The organism is Pseudomonas salicis, from assembly GCF_057128705.1.
Map to the genome: position 1 here is coordinate 138,424 of NZ_JBSKHU010000008.1, position 19,725 is coordinate 158,148.

A 19,725-nucleotide genomic window follows, 5' to 3' on the forward strand; every position below is an offset into this window, starting at 1 on the left:
CTCCTGATCGCCTGTGGCAGATCAAAAATCTTGTTTGGCTGTACCGGCGTCATCGCGAGCAAGCTCACTCCTACAGGGATTGCGCACTGCCTGTAGGAGTGAGCTTGCTCGCGATGAGGTCCATCCAGACGCCGCTAAACCGGTGAAACCGTCAGCTCATGGGCCACACCGACTGCCTCGGAACTGGCCACCTTCAACTGGCGCATCTGCTCACACCCCCACAGCACCCGCTCCGGCGTCGCAGGCGCGTCGATCTTCGGGTGATGCTTGTAATCGCCGAGACTCGCCACGGCATCCTTGATCGCACACCACGCCGCAATCCCCAACATGAACGGCGGCTCACCCACGGCCTTGGAATGGAACACCGTGTCTTCGGGGTTCTTGCGGTTTTCCACCAGCTTGACCCGCAAGTCGGCGGGCATGTCCGCCACCGCCGGGATCTTGTAACCGGCCGGGCCGTTGGTCATCAGCTTGCCCTTTGCGTTCCACACCAGTTCTTCGGTGGTCAGCCAGCCCATGCCCTGAATGTAGCCGCCCTCGACCTGGCCGATGTCGATGGCCGGGTTCAGCGAGGCGCCGACGTCGTGGAGGATGTCGGTGCGCAGCATCTTGTATTCACCGGTCAGGGTGTCGACGACCACTTCGGTGCACGCCGCGCCAAACGCGAAGTAATAGAACGGCCGACCCCGCGCCTGACTGCGGTCGTAGTAAATCTTCGGCGTCTTGTAATAGCCGGTGCTCGACAGCGACACCTGACCCATCCACGCCTGCTGGGCCAGGGTGTCGAAGCTGATCACCTGCTCGCCGACGCGCACGTGGCCGTTGCGGAATTCGACCTGCGTGGCTTCGCACTTGTAATGCTTCGCAGCGAATTCGATCAGCCGTTGCTTGATGGTTTCCGCTGCGTTCTGCGCCGCCTTGCCGTTCAAGTCCGCGCCGCTGGACGCTGCCGTTGGCGAGGTGTTCGGCACTTTGTCGGTGTTGGTCGCGGTGATCTGCACGCGGCTGATGTCCACCTGAAACACCTCGGCCACCACCTGCGCAACCTTGGTGTTCAAGCCCTGGCCCATCTCGGTGCCGCCGTGGTTCAGGTGGATGCTGCCGTCGGTATAAATGTGGATCAGCGCACCGGCCTGATTGAGAAAGCTGGCCGTGAAGGAAATGCCGAATTTAACCGGGGTCAACGCCAGGCCTTTCTTCAGAATCGGGCTGTGGGCGTTGTAAGCCGTGATCGCTTTTCGACGCTCGGCGTACTGGCTGCTTTCCTCCAGTTCGGCGGTCATCTCTTCGAGCATGTTGTGCTCGACTTCCTGGTAGTAGTGGGTGACGTTGCGCTCGGTCTTGCCGTAGTAGTTGGCCTTGCGCACCGCCAGCGGGTCCTTGCCCAAATGGCGGGCAATGGCGTCCATCACTTCCTCGATGGCGACCATGCCTTGCGGGCCGCCAAAGCCGCGATAGGCGGTGTTCGACGCGGTGTTGGTCTTGCAGCGATGACCGTTGATGGTGGCGTCGCCGAGGTAATACGAGTTGTCCGAGTGGAACATCGCGCGGTCGACGATAGAGGCCGACAAGTCCGGCGAACAGCCGCAGTTCCCGGCCAGTTCCAGCTGAATGCCGTGCAGGCGCCCGTCGTTGTCGAAGCCCACGTCGTACTCGACGTAGAAGGGGTGACGCTTGCCGGTCATGATCATGTCTTCCATGCGCGGCAGGCGCATCTTGGTCGGCTGACCGGTCAGGCGTGCGATCACCGCGCACAGGCACGCCGGGCTGGCGGCTTGCGTTTCCTTGCCACCGAATCCGCCACCCATGCGGCGCATGTCGACCACCACCTTGTTCATCGACACGTCGAGCACTTCGGCGACCAGCTTCTGAACTTCGGTGGGGTTTTGCGTAGAGCAGTAAACGATCATCCCGCCGTCTTCAGTGGGCATCACCGAGGAGATTTGCGTCTCCAGATAAAAGTGTTCCTGCCCGCCAATGTGCAGCGTGCCCTGAATGCGGTTCGGGGCCGTATCCAGCGCCGCGACCGAGTCGCCGCGCTTGTGGGTGTGGCTGTCGAGGACAAAATGCTTTTTGCGGTAGGCCTCGACCACGTCGAGCACCGGCTCCAGGTCTTCGTATTCGATGATCGCTGCCATCGCCGCCTTGCGCGCGGTTTCCAGATCGCGCGCAGCAACGGCAATCACCGGCTGGCCGACGAACTCGACCTTGTCGATGGCCAGCAGCGGATCGCCCGGCAGCAACGGGCCGATGTCTTTCAGGCCGGGAATGTCTTCGTGAGTGATGGCGATGCGCACCCCTTCGAAGTCGTAGCAGGGCGACACATCGACGCTGACGATGCGCGCGTGGGCACGGTCCGACATGCGCGCATAGACGTGCAACTGATTAGGGAATTCGAGCCGGTCATCGATGTAAATCGCTTCGCCTGAGACGTGTTTGTCGGCGCTGTCGTGCTTGACGCTGCGGCCGACGCCCGAGGTGAGGTCCTGCTGAAACAGGGCAACCAGTTCTTCTTGAGTCTTTTGCGGTGCGTGATTAGACATAGTCGGTCACCCGTGTCTCGATGTGTGGCGTTTGCAGCTCGATGAAGTATTTGCGCAGCAGGTTCTGCGCGCTCAGCAGGCGGTATTCCTTGGTGGCGCGGAAGTCCGACAGCGGGGTGAAATCCTGCGCCAGTGCGGCACAGGCGCGCTCGACTGTGGCCGACGTCCACGGCTGGCCGATCAGGGCTTTCTCGCAATTCGCGGCACGTTTCGGGATCGCCGCCATGCCGCCAAACGCCGCACGGGCATCGACGATGGCGCCGTTTTCCACCTGCACACGGAACGCCGCGCAGACCGCCGAAATGTCGTCGTCCAGACGTTTCGAAACCTTGTAGGCCCGGAACGCCTGTTTGGCGTTGGCCTTGGGCACGACGATCTTCTCGATGAACTCGCTTTCCTGACGTGCGGTGACGCGGTAATCGATGAAGTAATCCTCCAGCGCCAGAGTGCGCGTCTTCTCGCCTTTGCGCAGGATGATGCTGGCGCCCAGCGCAATCAGCAGGGGAGGCGAGTCGCCGATGGGCGAGGCGTTGCCGATGTTGCCGCCCAGCGTGCCCTGATTGCGGATCTGCAACGACGCAAAACGGTGCAGCAATTCGCCGAAGTCCGGGTATTCGCTGCTCAACGCTTCGTAGCAGTCGGTCAGCGCCGTGGCAGCGCCGATTTCGAGGCGGTCGTCGAAGTGCTCGATCTTCTTCATGTCCGCGACGTTGCCGACGTAAATCATCACCGGCAGGGCGCGATGGAACTGGGTCACTTCCAGTGCCAGATCGGTGCCCCCCGCCAGCAGGCGCGCCTGGGGATAAGAATCGTAGAGATCGGCCAGATCGGCGACGATCAGCGGAACGAGGCAGCGTTTGTCGCCGCTGTTCAGCTCTGCGGTTTCCGCAGGCTTGATAGCTTTCAGGCGCGCGACGGTCTGCGCCTTCAAGGCATCGAACTGATCGGGTTGGCGTTGTTGGCCGCAGGCCTGTTCGGCGGCGGCGAGAATCGGGCGGTAACCGGTGCAGCGGCAGAGGTTGCCAGCGAGGGCTTCGTGGGCCTGAGCAGTGTCCGCAGTGGTGCTGTTTTTCTGCAAGGCGAACAGCGACATCACGAAGCCCGGCGTGCAGAACCCGCATTGCGAGCCGTGGCATTCGACCATGGCCTTTTGCACGTTGTGCAGCTCGCCCTGGTGTTTGAGGTCTTCGACGCTGATCAGCTGTTTGCCGTGCAGCGACGCGACGAAGGTCAGGCAGGAATTCAGGCTGCGATAGCTCAAGTGCTCCTGGCCATCGTCATGAGTGGTCAATTCGCCGACCACCACGGTGCAGGCGCCGCAGTCGCCGCTGGCGCAGCCTTCCTTGGTGCCGGACTTGTGCAAATGCTCGCGCAGGTAGTTGAGCACCGTCATGTTGGGGTCCAACGCATGTTCGGTTTTCAACGTCTGGTTCAGTAGAAACTGGATCACCGGTTGTGCCTCGTTTTTTTTTTTAATAGAAGTGGTCATCGAACCTGTCGATGAATCTATCAGTTCTGACTATGGGGTCAATGAAAATCTGACCTTTAAGTCAAGAAATCGGGTTTTGCCGGGACTTGCCGATTAACGGCAGCCTGAGGTTGCAATGAATCGCTGCGCACACGCTCAAAGTTTTGCTTATTTCGTGCCACATTGCGTGACATGGCCCTGCGCCACGGGTATCCAGTGCGATACACTTCCGCGCTTGTGTACAGCTATGGGTTTAAAGGAAAGAAATGACGTTCAAGGCACCGGACAGCCTCGCTGAGCAGATCGCTCATCACCTTGCCGAGCGGATCATTCGTGGCGAGCTCAAGCCTGGTGAGCGGATTCAAGAGCAGAAGGTCACGCAAGCCCTCAACGTCAGCCGCGGTTCGGTCCGCGAAGCACTGTTGATCCTCGAACGCCGCCACCTGATCGCCATCCTGCCGCGCCGGGGTGCGCAAGTGACGGTGCTCACGGCGCACAACATCCAGAGCCTCTGCGCGTTGATGAGCGAGCTGTACATTTTGCTCGGCCTCGCGGTGGCCAAAAGCTGGACCGAACAGCTCGATCTGGCGCCCTTCCTGCAAATCCAGCAACGGCTGATCGCCAGCTGCGAGCGGGGCGACGTGAAGAACTTCGTCGAGGACAGCTTCAACGTGATGCGCGCCGCGTACCCGTTCGCCAACAACCCGTACCTGCAAGAGACCGTCGAGAACTTTCAGCCGTCCATGAGCCGCTTCTATTACCTGGCGCTGGATCAGCGTCAGGCCGAGATGAGCGAATACCTGACGCTATTCGGCCAGCTGCTCGAAGCCGTGGTTGCCCGGGACCTGGCGCGCATCCGCGAGGTGCTGACTGCTTACGCCGAGCGCAGTTGCCAATCCATTCTTTCTGCCTTGGCGGCCAGCTAATCCATGCGCCTCAAATGCATCAGGCTGGCCGGGTTCAAATCGTTCGTCGACCCGACGACGGTGAACTTCCCCAGCAACATGGCGGCCGTGGTCGGCCCCAATGGATGCGGCAAATCCAACATTATCGACGCGGTGCGCTGGGTCATGGGCGAAAGCTCGGCCAAGAACCTGCGCGGCGAGTCGATGACCGACGTCATCTTCAACGGCTCCACCAGCCGCAAACCGGTGAGCCAAGCGAGCATCGAGCTGGTCTTCGACAACTCCGACAGCACCCTGGTGGGCGAGTACGCGGCGTACGCGGAAATCTCCATTCGCCGCAAGGTCACCCGCGACAGCCAGAACACCTATTACCTGAACGGCACCAAATGCCGTCGTCGCGACATCACCGACATCTTCCTCGGCACGGGCCTGGGGCCGCGCAGCTACTCGATCATCGAGCAGGGCATGATCTCCAAGCTGATCGAAGCCAAGCCTGAGGACCTGCGCAATTTCATCGAGGAAGCGGCGGGCATCTCCAAGTACAAGGAGCGCCGTCGCGAGACCGAGAACCGCATCCGCCGCACCCACGAAAACCTCGCGCGCCTGACCGACTTGCGCGACGAGCTCGAACGCCAGCTAGAGCGACTGCACCGGCAGGCTCAGGCCGCCGAGAAGTATCAGGAATACAAGGCCGAAGAACGCCAGTTGAGGGCGCAACTGTCGGCCTTGCGCTGGCACGCCCTGAACGAACAAGCGGCGCAGCGCGAGTCCGTCATCGGCAGCCAGGAAGTCGGTTTCGAGGCATTGGTGGCCGATCAACGCAGCGCCGATGCCGCCATCGAACGGCTGCGGGACGGGCATCACGACCTGTCCGAGCGCTTCAATCTGGTGCAGGGCCGCTTCTATTCGGTGGGCGGCGACATTGCTCGCAACGAACAGAGCATCCAGCACGGCCAGCAGCGTTTGCGGCAGTTGCAGGACGACCTGCGCGAAGCCGAGCGCGCGCGGCAGGAAACCGAATCCCACCTGGGCCACGACCGCACCTTGCTCGCGACCCTTGGCGAAGAGTTGGAAATGCTCGAACCCGAGCAAGAGATGACCCTCGCCGCCGCCGAGGAATCCGCCGCCGCGCTGGAAGAAGCCGAAGCCGCGATGCACAGCTGGCAGGAGAAGTGGGACGCCTTCAACCTGAGTTCCGCCGAACCCCGCCGTCAGGCCGAGGTTCAGCAGTCACGCATCCAGCAGCTGGAAACCAGCATGGAGCGGCTGGCCGAGCGTCAGCGTCGCCTCGGTGAAGAACGCCAATTGCTGGCGGCCGATCCGGAAGACGCGGCGATCCTCGACCTGAGCGAAGACCTCGCCGCCCGCGAGATGGCCTCCGAAGAACTGCTGGCCGAAGAAGAACAGCTCATCGAGCGCCTTGAGCACCTGCGCGTCGAACTGCAACGGGCCAGCCAATTTCAGCAACAGGCGCAGGGTGAACTGCAACGCCTTGACGGCCGAATCGCGTCGCTGGAAGCGTTGCAACAGGCGGCGCTCGATCCGGGCACCGGCACCGCCGAATGGCTGCGCGATCATCAGTTGAGCGAGCGTCCGCGCCTGGCTGAAGGCCTGCGTGTGGACGAGGGTTGGGAGCTGGCGGTGGAAACCGTTCTCGGCGCTGACCTGAACGCGGTGTTGGTCGATGACTTCGGCGGACTCGATCTGGCCGGTTTCAGCCAGGGCGACCTGCGCCTGGTCAGCCCTTCGAAAGACATCACGCGGATCCCCGGCAGCCTGCTGGACAAGGTCGAATCCCGCGTCGATCTGACCCCATGGCTGGGTCAGGTGAAACCGGTGGAAACCCTCGACGACGCGCTGTCGATGCGCGGGCAACTGAGCGCCGGGCAGAGCCTGATCAGTCGCGACGGTTATTGGGTGGGGCGCGATTTTCTGCGGGTCCGTCGGGCCAGCGAAGCCGAAAGCGGCGTGCTGGCACGAGGGCAGGAGTTGCAGCGCCTCGAAGCCGAGCGTGATGAGCGGGAAGCGACCCTCGCCGCGCTGGAAGACCAACTGCTGACCCAGCGCGAGCAGCAGCGGGTGCAGGAAGACAGCCGCGAGCAACTGCGCCGCCGCCTGCAAGACGAAACCCGTCAGCAAAGCGAACTCAAGGCTCAACTGTCGGCGGCCAAGGCCAAGGTCGAGCAGTTGACCCTGCGCCGCACCCGTCTCGACGAAGAGCTGACCGAACTGGGCGAGCAGCGCGCCATCGAGCAGGAAAGTCTCGGCGAATCCCGGCTGCAATTGCAGGACGCCCTCGACAGCATGGCGCTGGACACCGAACAGCGTGAGCTGCTGCTGGCCCAGCGCGACAGCCTGCGCGAGCGGTTAGACCGGGTGCGTCAGGAGGCCCGGCAGCACAAGGACCACGGCAACCAGTTGGCCGTTCGCCTGAGTTCACTGCGGGCGCAGCACGACTCGACCCGTCAGGCGCTGGAGCGGCTGGAGATGCAGTCCGAACGCCTGACCGAAAAGCGCGAGCAGCTGAACCTCGGGCTGGAGGAGGGCGAAGCACCGCTGGAAGAACTGCGCCTGAAACTCGAAGAACTGCTGGAAAAGCGCATGGTCGTCGACGACGAAATGCGCATCGCCAAAAACGCCCTGGAAGACGCCGACCGCGAACTGCGTGAAGCGGAGAAACGCCGGACCCAGGCCGAACAACAATCCCAACTCCTGCGCGGGCAACTGGAGCAGCAGCGGCTTGAATGGCAGTCCCTGACCGTGCGCCGCAAAACCTTGCAGGAGCAATTGCACGAAGACGGCTACGATTTAAATGGTGTGCTGGCGACCCTGACGCCGGAGGCCAACGAGAAAGAAGCCGAAGAAGAACTGGAGCGCATTGCGGCCCGGATTCAGCGTCTCGGCGCGATCAACCTCGCGGCCATCGACGAATACCAGCAGCAGTCCGAGCGCAAGCGCTATCTGGATGCGCAGGACGCCGACCTCGTCGAAGCGCTGGACACCCTGGAAAACGTGATCCGCAAGATCGACAAAGAAACGCGCAATCGCTTCAAAGAGACCTTTGATCAGATAAACAGCGGAATTCAGGCACTTTTTCCAAAAGTTTTCGGTGGCGGCAGCGCTTACTTGGAACTGACGGGCGAAGATTTACTCGATACAGGGGTGACGATCATGGCGCGTCCTCCGGGCAAGAAAAACAGCACGATCCATTTGCTGTCCGGCGGCGAAAAAGCCCTGACCGCACTGGCGCTGGTTTTCGCCATTTTCAAACTCAACCCGGCGCCGTTCTGCATGCTCGACGAAGTCGACGCACCACTGGACGACGCCAACGTGGGCCGCTATGCCCGACTGGTCAAGGAGATGTCGGAAACCGTGCAGTTCATCTACATCACCCACAACAAGATCGCCATGGAAATGGCCGATCAACTGATGGGCGTCACCATGCATGAGCCGGGGTGTTCGCGCCTCGTGGCAGTGGACGTTGAGGAGGCGATGGCGCTGGTGGATGCGTAGCGGGTGACACAGGATTAGACGGATTTGAAGGGAAAAGTGAGGCGCAGAGGCTTCAGCACAGGTTTTACCGTCGCAGCAGTACAGATGCTCGCGACATGCCAGATGTAACAGACGGTGTAAAGTTACCTTTGGTCGTGCTAGCTTAATGTCCACTTTTTCTTGTTACGTGGGTAAAAGGCCATTCAGAACAGAGAGTTGGCTCCACGTTTTAAAGGGGTTTACGCCCTTAATTTTCAGAATTTTCATTAGAGGCACGGGATTACATGGAAATCGGTCTGCGAGAGTGGCTGATCGTCATCGGCATTATTGTCATTGCCGGTATTCTTTTTGACGGCTGGCGCCGGATGCGCGGCGGCAAAGGCAAGTTGAAATTCAGGCTGGACCGCAGCTTTTCCAACCTGCCGGACGACGAAGAAGGCTCGTCCGCCGAGGTGCTGGGCCCTGCGCGTGTCCTCGAATCCCAGAAAGAACCCCAGCTCGACGAGCACGACCTGCCCACCATGAGCGCGGCCCGCGAACGGCCTGAGCGTCCGGAGCGCGAAAGCAAACGCGGCAAGCGTAAAGACGAGCCGCAGCAGGGCGACCTGAATCTCGACACCGACGGCCCGAGCCTGTTCAGCGCCCGTGATGACGATTTCCCGGACGACAAGGCGCCGCAGCGCATCACCGAAGACAAGGACCTGGCCCCGGTCGAAGAAGTGCTGGTGATCAGCGTGATTTCCCGCGACGAAAGCGGCTTCAAAGGCCCGGCGTTGCTGCAGAACATTCTGGAAAGCGGTCTGCGCTTCGGCGAGATGGACATTTTCCACCGCCATGAAAGCATGGCGGGCAATGGCGAAGTCCTCTTCTCCATGGCCAATGCGGTCAAGCCGGGCGTGTTCGACCTGGACGATATCGACCACTTCAGCACCCGCGCCGTGAGCTTCTTCCTCGGCTTGCCAGGCCCGCGTCACCCGAAACAGGCTTTTGACGTGATGGTGGCGGCAGCCCGCAAGCTGGCCCACGAACTGAACGGCGAGTTGAAAGACGATCAGCGCAGCGTCATGACCGCGCAGACCATCGAACACTACCGCCAGCGCATCGTCGAATTCGAGCGCCGCGCCCTGACTCAGCGTCGTTGATAAACGCAATACCTGTAGGAGTGAGCTTGCTCGCGATGAGGCATGTCTGACACGCCGCGTAGCCTGATCCAATCGCGAACAAGCTCACTCCTACAGGTTTATATCGCAATATAGATCGAGCAGCCCCGGCTGCTCTTTTGCTTTTTCGAGAACACACTTATGAACGCCGCCGAACAACGCATCCTTGAACTGCGCGCAGAGCTGGATCTTCACAACTACCGCTACCACGTCCTCGACGAGCCGAGCATTCCGGACGTCGAATACGATCGCCTGTTCCACGAACTCAAGGCGCTGGAGGCGGAAAACCCGCACCTGGTGACCCCGGATTCGCCGACCCAGCGCGTCGGCAGTGCGGCGTTGTCGGCGTTCACCCAGGTGCGTCACGAAATCCCGATGCTCAGCCTCGGCAACGCCTTCGAAGAAACCGACCTGCGCGAGTTCGACCGTCGTGTGAACGAAGGCCTCGACCTGCCGGTGGGCGACCTGTTTGGCGCAGGGGCCAAGGTTGAATACAGCTGCGAACCCAAGCTCGACGGCCTGGCCGTGAGCCTGCTCTATCAAAACGGCGCACTGGTGCGCGGCGCCACCCGTGGCGATGGCACCACCGGCGAAGACATCAGCGTCAACGTGCGTACCGTGCGCAACATCCCGCTCAAGCTGCACGGCAAGGGCTGGCCGGAAACGCTGGAAGTGCGGGGCGAAGTGTTTATGTCCAAGGCAGGCTTCGAACGCCTCAACGCCAGTCAGCTGGAGGTCGGCGGCAAGACCTTCGCCAACCCGCGCAACGCGGCGGCGGGCAGCCTGCGTCAACTGGACTCGAAGATCACTGCCAACCGCCCGTTGGAATTCTGCTGCTACGGCATCGGCCAGGTGTCCCACGACATCGCCGACAGCCACATCGGCAACTTGAAACAGCTGAAAGAGTGGGGCATGCCCATCAGCCGCGAGCTGAAAGTGGCGGACGGCATTGAAGACTGCCTGACCTATTACCACGACATCGGTGAGCGTCGCCTGTCGCTGCCCTATGAAATCGACGGCGTGGTGTTCAAGGTCAACAGCATCGCCTCCCAGCGCGAACTGGGCTTCCGCGCGCGCGAACCGCGCTGGGCCATCGCGCACAAATTCCCGGCCATGGAAGAACTGACCGAACTGCTCGACGTGGAATTTCAGGTGGGCCGCACCGGCGCTGTGACGCCCGTTGCGCGTTTGAAGCCCGTGAAGGTTGCAGGTGTGACCGTCGCCAACGCCACCCTGCACAACATGGACGAAGTGGCGCGTTTGGGCCTGATGATCGGCGACACCGTGATCATCCGCCGTGCCGGTGATGTGATCCCGCAAGTGGTGCAGGTGGTGCTGGAACGCCGCCCTGACGATGCCCGCCAGGTCGAGATTCCGCAGACCTGCCCGGTGTGCGGTTCGCAGGTCGAGCGCACGCAACTGATCAAGCGCAGCAAGGGCAAGGAAACCGTCAGCGAAGGCGCGGTGTACCGCTGCGTCGGCCGTCTGGCCTGTGGCGCGCAGCTCAAGCAGGCGATCATCCATTACGTGTCCCGCCGGGCGATGGACATCGAAGGCTTGGGCGACAAGACCATCGAGCAACTGGTGGACGAGAAACTCATCGGCTCGCCCGCTGACCTCTACAAGCTCCAATATGATCAGATCATCGATCTGGAGGGCTTCGCTGACATCTCCAGCAAGAAGTTGCTCAAAGCCATCGACGACAGCAAAAAGCCGACGCTGGCGCGCTTCATCTATGCGCTGGGCATTCCCGACGTGGGCGAGGAAACGGCCAAGGTGCTGGCTCGCTCGCTGGGGTCCCTGGAGAAGGTCAAGGTCGCGCTGCCGGAAGTGCTGACGTACCTGCCGGACATCGGCCTGGAAGTGGCCCACGAAATTCACAGTTTCTTCGAAGACGACCACAACCAGAACGTCATTGGCGCGTTGCTGGGCGAGTGCAAGATGCAATTGCAGGACGTCGGCGAGCTGGGCGCGGAGTTTGCGGCCAGCGCAACGTTGGGCGGCATGCTCGACAAGCTGAACATCCCGTCGATTGGACCGGGCGGTGCGCAGAAGCTGGCCGACAAGTTCGGCACACTGGAAGGCGTGGTCAAGGCCGACTGGCTGGACATGCGCCAGACCTTGCCGGAAAAGCAGGCGCAATCTGTCAGAGCCTTCTTCGATGTGGCCGAGAACGCGGACCGCGCCCTCCAGATCGAGCAGCAGCTCAAAGACTTCGGCATGCACTGGCAGAGCGAGAAGAAGGTCGTCGAAGGACTGCCGCTGACCGGCCAGACCTGGGTGCTCACCGGCTCGCTGGAACTGATGAGCCGCGACGTCGCCAAGGAAAAACTCGAAAGCCTGGGCGCCAAAGTGTCCGGGTCGGTTTCCGCCAAGACCCACACCGTCGTCGCCGGGCCGGGAGCGGGTTCGAAACTGACCAAGGCCAACGAACTGGGGTTGAAGGTCTTGGATGAAGAGGCGTTTGTGGCATTTCTCAAAAAGCACCACGTTTCTGTGGAGTGATTCAGAGCCTTTGATTGCAGTCTTGTTGGAGGAGGTGGGTCAGCTCAAAAGGGGGTGTCTGAAACACCGCCTTCGCGGCTGTCGCACAGCGCCTGCAGCTCCCACAGGTTTTGCGTTTGCCACAGAATATTGAGTTGTCTGGATTTCCTGTGGGAGACGCCGGAGGTTACGACGGCAGCGACAGCGGTGGGCCAGATAAAACCGGATTTTCATCACAGATCTACCCCTTCAGAAAATATCCGGAACCCCCGCAACCGCCCGTGATCTAGTGCTTGCAGCCCACTCAGGAGATCGCTATGTTCCAGTTCTTCGAACAACTCAGCACACGGATCGCGGCGCCTTTCGCCGGTGAAAGCAAGCGCAACAGCAAGGTCTGGCAGTGCCGCTGCGGACAGTCGGTGTTTTTCCGCAACAGCCAGTGCCTGGCCTGTTCGGCTGCCCTGGGTTATCTGCCGGAACAAAGTAAAATCGCGGCCCTGGAACCCGGCGTCGATCTCAACACCTGGCGCCTGAGCGACGAGCCTGAAGCCGGGCTGTATCGCCGCTGTGCCAACCTCGACACCCCGGCGGCCTGCAACTGGATATTTCCTGCGCACAATGCTGGCGAGTTCTGCGTGGCCTGTAGCCTCAACCGCACCATTCCCGACCTGTCCGTCCCGGAAAACCCTGAGCGCTGGCTGAAGATCGAAACCGCCAAGCGGCGTCTCGTCGCGCAACTGATCACCCTCGGGCTGCCCGTCATCCCGAAAACGGTCGATGAAGAACGCGGATTGGCGTTCGAATTCCTCGGTGTCGATCTGGACGGCAACCTGCCAACCACTGGCCACGCCAATGGCCTGATCACCCTCAACGTCGAAGAAGCCGACGACGCCATTCGTGAGAAAGTTCGCGTGCAGATGCACGAACCCTACCGCACGCTGCTCGGGCATTTCCGTCACGAAGTGGGGCATTACTACTGGGACCGTCTGATCGCCAACACCTACTGGCAGGACGGTTTCCGCAATCTGTTCGGCGACGACCGCGCCAGCTACGCCGAAGCCCTCGATCATCACTACCAGAACGGCGCCCCGTCCGACTGGCAGCAGCACTACGTCAGCGCCTACGCCACCATGCATCCGTGGGAAGACTGGGCCGAAACCTGGGCGCACTACCTGCACATGATGGACGCCGTTGATACCGCACTCAGCCTGGGCATGAGTGCCCGGGACATGGACCTCGACTACCAGCCTTTTGAGCTGAACACCCTTTACGACCCGCAACATCCGGGCGGGCCGTCCTTCCTTGCCTTCGTCAATGCCTGGATCGAACTGGCGGGCATGCTCAACGAACTTTCTCGCGCCATGGGGCAACAGGATTTCTACCCGTTCGTGTTGCCGCCTGCGGTGATCACCAAGCTCCATTTCATTCATTTGGTGATCCAGGGCGCGGGCGGCAAGGCAGATGAGGTGCTTCAGGTGCAGTAACCCCTCCAACTGAGGGGATGGCCGTTTAACTGCAACTTTGCAACGGCGGTTGTGTCATCACCGCCGGTCTGCGAATGCCTGCACGTCGCTGAATCTAATGCTACTTTCCCTCAACAATATCGTTTTGATACTAGTGGCACAGAGCAGTTGCAAAGGGATTCGCATATGGCCAATAGCGCTCCAACTCCGTCAAACGAGGCCTCGCGTCTGTCCCGAATTCAACACATGGGGCTTCTCGATTCAGGCTCGGACGAAGTGCTCGATCACATCGTCGCGATGGTCACTCATTATTTCGACGTGCCCATCGCGCTGGTCTCCATCGTCAGTGAACACCGGCAATGGTTCCGCGCAGGCGCTGGCCTGGATGAGCGGGAGACGCCTCGGGAAATCTCGTTCTGCGCGTATTCGATCCTTTCCCACGACGTGTTCCAGGTGCCGGACGCCCTGCTTGACGAGCGCTTCTGCGACAACCCGATGGTCACCGGCGATCCGCACATCCGCTTCTATGCCGGTGTGCCGCTGGTCACCGCCGATGGCCTCGCCCTCGGCACGCTCTGCATCATCGACCACAAGACCCGCCCGCCCCTCGATGCCCGCGACATCACCATGTTCGAGATGTACGGCCAGTTGGTGATGAAGCGACTGAATAACCTGCGTAAGGCCAGTTATGTTGACCAACCCACGGGGCTGTTCAACCGCCTGCGTCTGGAGGAAGACATCATCGCCCTGGCTGACCGGGACGACCACGCGCTGGTGGCGCTGGACATGGTCAACCCGGTGTTCCTCGACAGCATTATCAAGGCACTGGGCTACAGCTTCGCCCAGGAGTTGGTGCGCTGCATGATCGACAGCTGCCGTGAGCAATTGCCCCCCGACACTGCGCTGTACAAAGTCAGCCCGACGCGCATCGCGTTGGTCATGCGGCACGGCGGACCGGAGCAGGCCGAACTGCTGTTTCGCAGACTGATCAAGCATTTTCAGCGCCCGTTGATCTGCCGCAACATCCCGATTCAGATGGACCTTGGCATTGGCGTTTTGCCGCTGGGCCTGGGGCGTTGTGACGAAAAGGACTGGATTCGTCTGGTGGTCAGCGCCGCCGACGAAGCGCGAGGCAAGTCCACCGGGTGGCGCTGGTACGAACCGCATCTGGATTTCGCGCAGCAGCGTGCCTTCTTGTTGCTGGCTTCACTGGCCGACGCGGTGCGCAGCCCGGACCAGCTGTCGCTGGTGTATCAGCCAAGAATGGAAGTCAGCACGGGGCGCATTGTCACCGTCGAGGCACTGCTGCGCTGGCAGCATCCGGTGTTGGGGCCGATCAGCCCTGCGGAGTTCATTCCGCTGGCAGAGAAGACCGCGCTGATTCGCTCGCTCAGCCTCTGGGTGCTTCGCCATGCTGTGGAGCAGGCGCGGACCTGGCAGCGGCAGGGTTACGCGTTCAAGGTCGCGATGAACGTCTCGGCCATTGATCTGGCAAATTCGCAATTCAGCGATGCGCTGTTCGAACAGCTGGCCCTCAGCGAGATGGACCCCGGCCGTTTCGAACTTGAATTCACCGAAAGCGCACTCTGCGACAACCCCGACATCACTCGCCAGCAACTCGAACGCCTGCGCGCGCTGGACATCGACATTGCCATCGACGACTTCGGCACGGGCTACAGCAACTGGACCTACCTGCGCCAACTGCCAGCCACCACCGTCAAACTCGACAAATCGCTGGTGGAAAACCTCGACGCCAATGAAAAGGATCGGCGCCTGGTCGAAGCCATCGTCGACCTCGCCCGGCGGCTGGGGTATCGCGTCGTCGCGGAAGGCGCCGAGACCGAAGACGTCTATGAAATCCTCTGCCAGCTCGGCTGCCACGAAGTGCAGGGCTACCTCGTCGCACGGCCCATGACCGTCAGCGCGCTGGAACACTGGATGAACGGCGAGCGCAACAACAAGGTCCGACAACTGCGGGCGCTGTCCCACTGAGACCGGCGGGACGGGCACTCACGCCTTGCACACAAGTGCTTGAGCCCCCTCATATTTTTTTATCTGACACGAGAGGTTGTAACTTCGCGTCAGACCGGTACAATGGCGCGGCTCGCCGACTGGCGAGTGTCGTTATGGTGACCCCATCGGTCCCCCCGCAACGATTACCCGTTAACCTGGTCAGGCCCGGAAGGGAGCAGCCACAGCGGGAACATTGTGTGCCGGGGTGTGGCTGGTGGGGTTGCCTCCTAGCGGTTCAGCCGTTTCGCACTACCCTTCCTTTTTGTTCCCCCCCCAACACGCGCCATTTTTGACCGAGTGAACTCAACAGCTCGCCACTCGATTGCTGCCACAGCGCACTCATGACGATGTCTTGTCCGCCCATTCCTTGAAGATCAGATTCCGGAATCCTGAACGTCACTTCTGACGTCGTGTCCTTGACCTCCAGCACGTATGAAAACCCCGGGCCTTCTCGGTCGATCACCAGCATCAAGCGCTCGCCGGCCTGTGGGGTGTCAGTGCCAAACATCTGAGTGACGGGCGCGTAATACTCCCCATTTTCAAACTCAACCACTGCTAAAAAGAGTTTGTTGCCGAATGGATCGGTCTCTTGATGGACCGGCTCGGGTGCCGCGAGCAGGGCGGTTACAGCGATTTCGATGAGATGCGACACCAACTGGTGAGAGCTGTGCGAAACGGTATAGCCGAGGTTGATCGTTCCGGGCACCAGCTTTGTCAGCTTGTCTGCCTCATAGGGAAACTCGAGGGTTTTGGCCACATCGTCTTGCGTGACCGAATACTCCCGCCATACCCCCGCCCCGTGACGGGACGCCGTCGCGAAGAGGGTGACGCTGTCGCCAGGTGCCATGTTTTCATAAGGCGGAATGAGGATGGTCAGGCCGTTTTCGACGGCATCACCGGGGATGATGAAATCGTCCCTGTTGTTCTCTACGAAACCTTCTACCTGTGGCGTCGGAATGGGCTCCTGGAAATAGGCGACTCGTTCTTCTGACGTCCCGAGCGGGCCTTGCAAGATGACGTATTGAACGTACCCGTTCCCGGCAATGGACTGCAACTGATCCGGCTCGAAGCGAATGCTGATCGGCGTTGTAGGGTCGTCGAGGGTGAACGGTGTGCCTGACATTCCGTACTTGCTGACGACGGCGACCGTGCCCGAGTTGCCGCGAACGGCGTTGGGTATCGGTGGAATCTTCACCGTAAATCCGCTACGCAACAACGCGAGCGAGATTGTGTGTTCATCCGTTTCCACAATGCTTGGTGCCGCGAATTCGTGGTCGGCTGAGGTAAGGTCTTGATTGGCGGTCCGTGTCATGGCGGAAACTCCCTGGGCTATACGCTGAAAACTAGCAGCCACGTGTGGCTTCCCCAGACCGTTTCGCGATAGGAATTATCGCCAAGCTTGCGCCCGCGGTTCAGTCCGGCACCTCAATCAATGGCATAATCCGCCACCCGACAGCGAGAGGTGGCGCAGTGGACAAGATTGACGACCTGACCCGGCGACAACTCCGGGAATGGCAGATGCGTCGCCTTGAACTCAAGGACCGGATGCAGTCGCACCCCGAGCAGACGCTTGAGTTGTCGAAGGTGCTGGACCTGATGGACGAGGAACACGCAGCGATTCTGGCAGGTGCCACGCGCGTGCCGTTGCAGCCTGAACCCGAGTCTGAGTTGGCGCAGGCATCCACCGCTGTTCAACCGGAACCCACCGAGGATGTGCCGGCGCCTGCCGCGCCCGCGTTCGACCTGAACCTGCGCGTCACCGCTCACTCCCGCGAGGGCTTGCGAAAGCTGCTGGAGATGGCGGTGTACGAACTGCGCGAGCAGGTCGATAACGTTGCCACCGACGAAGCCCGGTCCTGCCCCGGCGGCATGTCCGGCACGTTGGGCGACTATGAATACACGCTCGACATCCACTGCCTTTCCAAGCCCTGAGACGCCATGCAACCGGAACATTCCGATTTATCCACGCCGGTCTTTCTGCCTGTCACATCGGTGACCTGTGAAGCGCTGAAAACCGACGGTGCCACTGCCCTCGACACGCTGACCGACCCGGAACTGGCCGCCGTGCTGGTCATCCAGAATCTGGCGCAGATGAGCGAAAAGGACCTGAGTGGCGCGGCGGCGGAGAAAATTCTGGCGCGGCTGATCGCGTGGTCTGTCACGGGTCAACATTCAACAGGCACGGGCTTGCTGTCGGAAGCGCGGCGCTTGTTCGATCCGGGCCAGCTGTATTTCGGGCTGGAGGCGATCAAAGGCCTGAACCTGCGTTTGCTGCTAGCCGAGGAAGTGGCAGCGCGGGAGTACCTGTTGGCGGATGGGCAATGGGACGTCGAGTACAAGGTTCGCCATCACCGCAACCACGACCCGTTCAGCCAGCAGATGGTCACGCCGCGTTTTCGCGAGCGTTGGTTGAGTGCGGCGCAGGACAAGCTGGTCCGGACCTTCCGCGCCAATCTCGATGAAGACCTGCACGTGCAAGGCTATGCCGGGATCGGCAAAAGCCATTTGCTCGGCGTGTTGATCGAGTGCCTGCGACCCGAGAAAACGCTGTTGTTGGCGCGCACCCCCGCCAAGCTGAACACCCTTCGCGAGCGGATGAACCACGGCAAGGGCAAGGCACCCGGCTCGACCTTCAAAGCCTTCGCCCAGGCCTTGCTGCGCGGTCCGCGATTCCAGCCCGAACGTGTGCAGACCAAAGGCCCCACCCGGCAGGCCCTGGCCCAGGATTTGAACATCCTGGGCTTTCGCGACCACGGCGCCCAGGCCACCCTCGACATCTGCCTGAAGGTGCTGGAGCTGTACTGCCAGTCGTGGGATCGCAGCCTGTCGAGCAAACATCTGCCGCATTTCAATCAGCCGCTCAGCAGCCTGGAGCTTCAGGTGGTGTTGGAATACGCCAGTCGGCTGTGGGTCTGGCTGGAGGCGCACCCGGCTTGGGCGAGTCAGACCGGGTTCGAAGCTCTGTGGATGATCAAACGGGCGAATCTGGAGGGCTGCGTGATGCCCGACCGTTACACCCACGTGCTGATCGACGAGAGCCAGGACATTCCGCCGTCGTTGTTGCAAATCATCGAGCGTGGTCGACAGGTGCTGATCACCCTTGGCGACGAGTACCAGCAGCCGGGCAGGGTGATGGTCAAGCGCGAGCGCAGGGTTCGACAGACGGACATCAGCTACTCGGTGCGCTCGGGCCGTAACGTCGAACGCCTGGTCAATCCGCTGATCTACCAGCACTCCGAGAAGGGCAAGGTGCCCTTCGAAGGCACCCGTGATGCGGATGTCACGATTGTCGAATACCCGCAAGGGTTCGTGCCGCCGGAGCGTTGCGTGGTCCTGACCGCTTCGCCTTGGGACACGATGCGCTGGGCCATTGAATTACACAGCTCGAAGAGTCCGTTCGGGTATCCGGACGACACGACGCGGCGCAGTTTCGAACACTTCATGACCACGGCCGTCGGTTTGTCAGACCCGGACTTTTACGCGCCGGAACGCAGTGCCGAGGGGCTGCATCCCTATTTCAGCGACCTGACCGATTGGGCGCAGGTGCGTGAGGCCAACCGGTTCGACGAGTCGTTTCTGCAGGTCGAAGCCTTGCTCAAGAACAAGGATTTCCGCATGGCCGACGTGACCCGCCTGAGCCGACTGGTCGGCGACCCGGACAAGCGCTGTCTGTTGATGCAGGCCGATGAGGCCGGTGGGATGGAGTTCGATGAGGTGCTGCTGACGCCGGAATTGCTGACCAACGTGAAATTCAAGGACGCCTACGCGTTCGATCAGCGGATCTGCGCGGTGTACATCGCCATTTCACGGGCCAAACGGCAGCTTTATGTGCCTTACGACGTGGTGGAGTGGATCGAGTACCACCAGTACCAGAAATATCGCGAGTCTCATGGTTACTGAGGTTGGCGCTCCCCCGCTCAGCGTCGATACCTCGGTCGCGAGGGGCCACCGGCACGGTCACTGGCGAACTGCTTACCGGCGGCCGTGCGCTCGGCCACCACGCAGCCATCCTTGACCGACACCGCGGCATAACCCTGGTCCCGCAAATACAGCAGCGCGGTGAAGTCCAGCGGATTGACGCGGGAGGCGACTTCATCGGTCAGGGTGGCGAGCAGTGCGATAGCCAGGGATTCAAGCCGCATCGAGGGTTGCCTCTGGTTGCGAGTGAGTTAGTGGCTATTTGTCACCACGGCTCAA

General features: G+C 61.2%; 12 protein-coding genes and 1 other RNA gene. 9 read left to right on the top strand and 4 right to left on the bottom strand.

Annotation, left to right across the window (positions count from 1 at the left end; translation table 11 throughout):
• Positions 1-134 precede the first annotated feature (134 nt).
• Together xdhB and xdhA are read right to left on the bottom strand one after the other, a co-directional pair.
• Positions 135-2,543 (bottom strand): xanthine dehydrogenase molybdopterin binding subunit, encoded by a 2,409-nt coding sequence (gene xdhB / locus ACWKWE_RS26390; RefSeq protein ID WP_483852143.1) that lies wholly within the window; start codon positions 2,541-2,543, stop codon positions 135-137.
• Positions 2,536-3,993 (bottom strand): xanthine dehydrogenase small subunit, encoded by a 1,458-nt coding sequence (gene xdhA, locus ACWKWE_RS26395; protein WP_483852195.1) that lies wholly within the window; start codon positions 3,991-3,993, stop codon positions 2,536-2,538. Before xdhA ends, xdhB begins: the two co-directional genes overlap by 8 nt.
• A 284-nt stretch (positions 3,994-4,277) precedes the next feature.
• On the opposite strand from xdhA, the gene ACWKWE_RS26400 reads away from it, so the two are divergent.
• From ACWKWE_RS26400 to ffs, 7 genes are all read left to right on the top strand, one after another.
• Positions 4,278-4,937, top strand: a complete 660-nt coding sequence (locus ACWKWE_RS26400) for a GntR family transcriptional regulator (protein ID WP_166597878.1) — start codon at positions 4,278-4,280, stop codon at positions 4,935-4,937.
• A gap of 3 nt (positions 4,938-4,940) precedes the next feature.
• On the top strand, positions 4,941-8,429 hold the full coding sequence (smc, locus tag ACWKWE_RS26405) for a chromosome segregation protein SMC (RefSeq protein WP_483852144.1): 3,489 nt from the start codon (positions 4,941-4,943) through the stop codon (positions 8,427-8,429).
• Between the two features lie 263 nt (positions 8,430-8,692).
• Positions 8,693-9,550 (top strand): cell division protein ZipA, encoded by an 858-nt coding sequence (zipA, locus tag ACWKWE_RS26410; RefSeq protein ID WP_166597876.1) that lies wholly within the window; start codon positions 8,693-8,695, stop codon positions 9,548-9,550.
• Positions 9,551-9,709: 159 nt separating this feature from the next.
• Entirely contained in the window at positions 9,710-12,073 is a 2,364-nt protein-coding gene (gene ligA, locus ACWKWE_RS26415) for an NAD-dependent DNA ligase LigA (RefSeq protein ID WP_483852145.1), read from the top strand.
• Between the two features lie 296 nt (positions 12,074-12,369).
• On the top strand, positions 12,370-13,536 hold the full coding sequence (locus ACWKWE_RS26420; RefSeq protein WP_483852146.1) for a zinc-binding metallopeptidase family protein: 1,167 nt from the start codon (positions 12,370-12,372) through the stop codon (positions 13,534-13,536).
• Between the two features lie 165 nt (positions 13,537-13,701).
• Positions 13,702-15,507 (top strand): sensor domain-containing phosphodiesterase, encoded by a 1,806-nt coding sequence (locus tag ACWKWE_RS26425; RefSeq protein ID WP_483852147.1) that lies wholly within the window; start codon positions 13,702-13,704, stop codon positions 15,505-15,507.
• Between the two features lie 144 nt (positions 15,508-15,651).
• Positions 15,652-15,748: signal recognition particle sRNA small type (gene ffs / locus ACWKWE_RS26430), an RNA gene on the top strand.
• A 15-nt stretch (positions 15,749-15,763) separates the two neighbouring features.
• On the opposite strand, the gene ACWKWE_RS26435 is transcribed toward ffs, so the two are convergent.
• Positions 15,764-16,840 carry a hypothetical protein gene (locus tag ACWKWE_RS26435; RefSeq protein ID WP_166597872.1) on the bottom strand — a complete coding sequence of 359 codons (1,077 nt, stop codon included), beginning with the start codon at positions 16,838-16,840 and terminating at the stop codon, positions 15,764-15,766.
• Between the two features lie 158 nt (positions 16,841-16,998).
• Between ACWKWE_RS26435 and ACWKWE_RS26440 the strand changes: the two genes are divergently transcribed.
• Both ACWKWE_RS26440 and ACWKWE_RS26445 read left to right on the top strand, forming a co-directional pair.
• Positions 16,999-17,460 carry a hypothetical protein gene (locus ACWKWE_RS26440; protein WP_483852148.1) on the top strand — a complete coding sequence of 154 codons (462 nt, stop codon included), beginning with the start codon at positions 16,999-17,001 and terminating at the stop codon, positions 17,458-17,460.
• Between the two features lie 6 nt (positions 17,461-17,466).
• Positions 17,467-19,428, top strand: a complete 1,962-nt coding sequence (locus ACWKWE_RS26445) for a hypothetical protein (protein WP_483852149.1) — start codon at positions 17,467-17,469, stop codon at positions 19,426-19,428.
• Between the two features lie 17 nt (positions 19,429-19,445).
• Here ACWKWE_RS26445 and ACWKWE_RS26450 read toward each other — a convergent pair whose 3' ends face one another.
• The gene (locus ACWKWE_RS26450; RefSeq protein ID WP_166597869.1) at positions 19,446-19,670 is read right to left on the bottom strand and encodes a hypothetical protein; all 225 of its coding nucleotides are present in this window, start codon (positions 19,668-19,670) and stop codon (positions 19,446-19,448) included.
• Between the last annotated feature and the right edge of the window lie 55 nt (positions 19,671-19,725).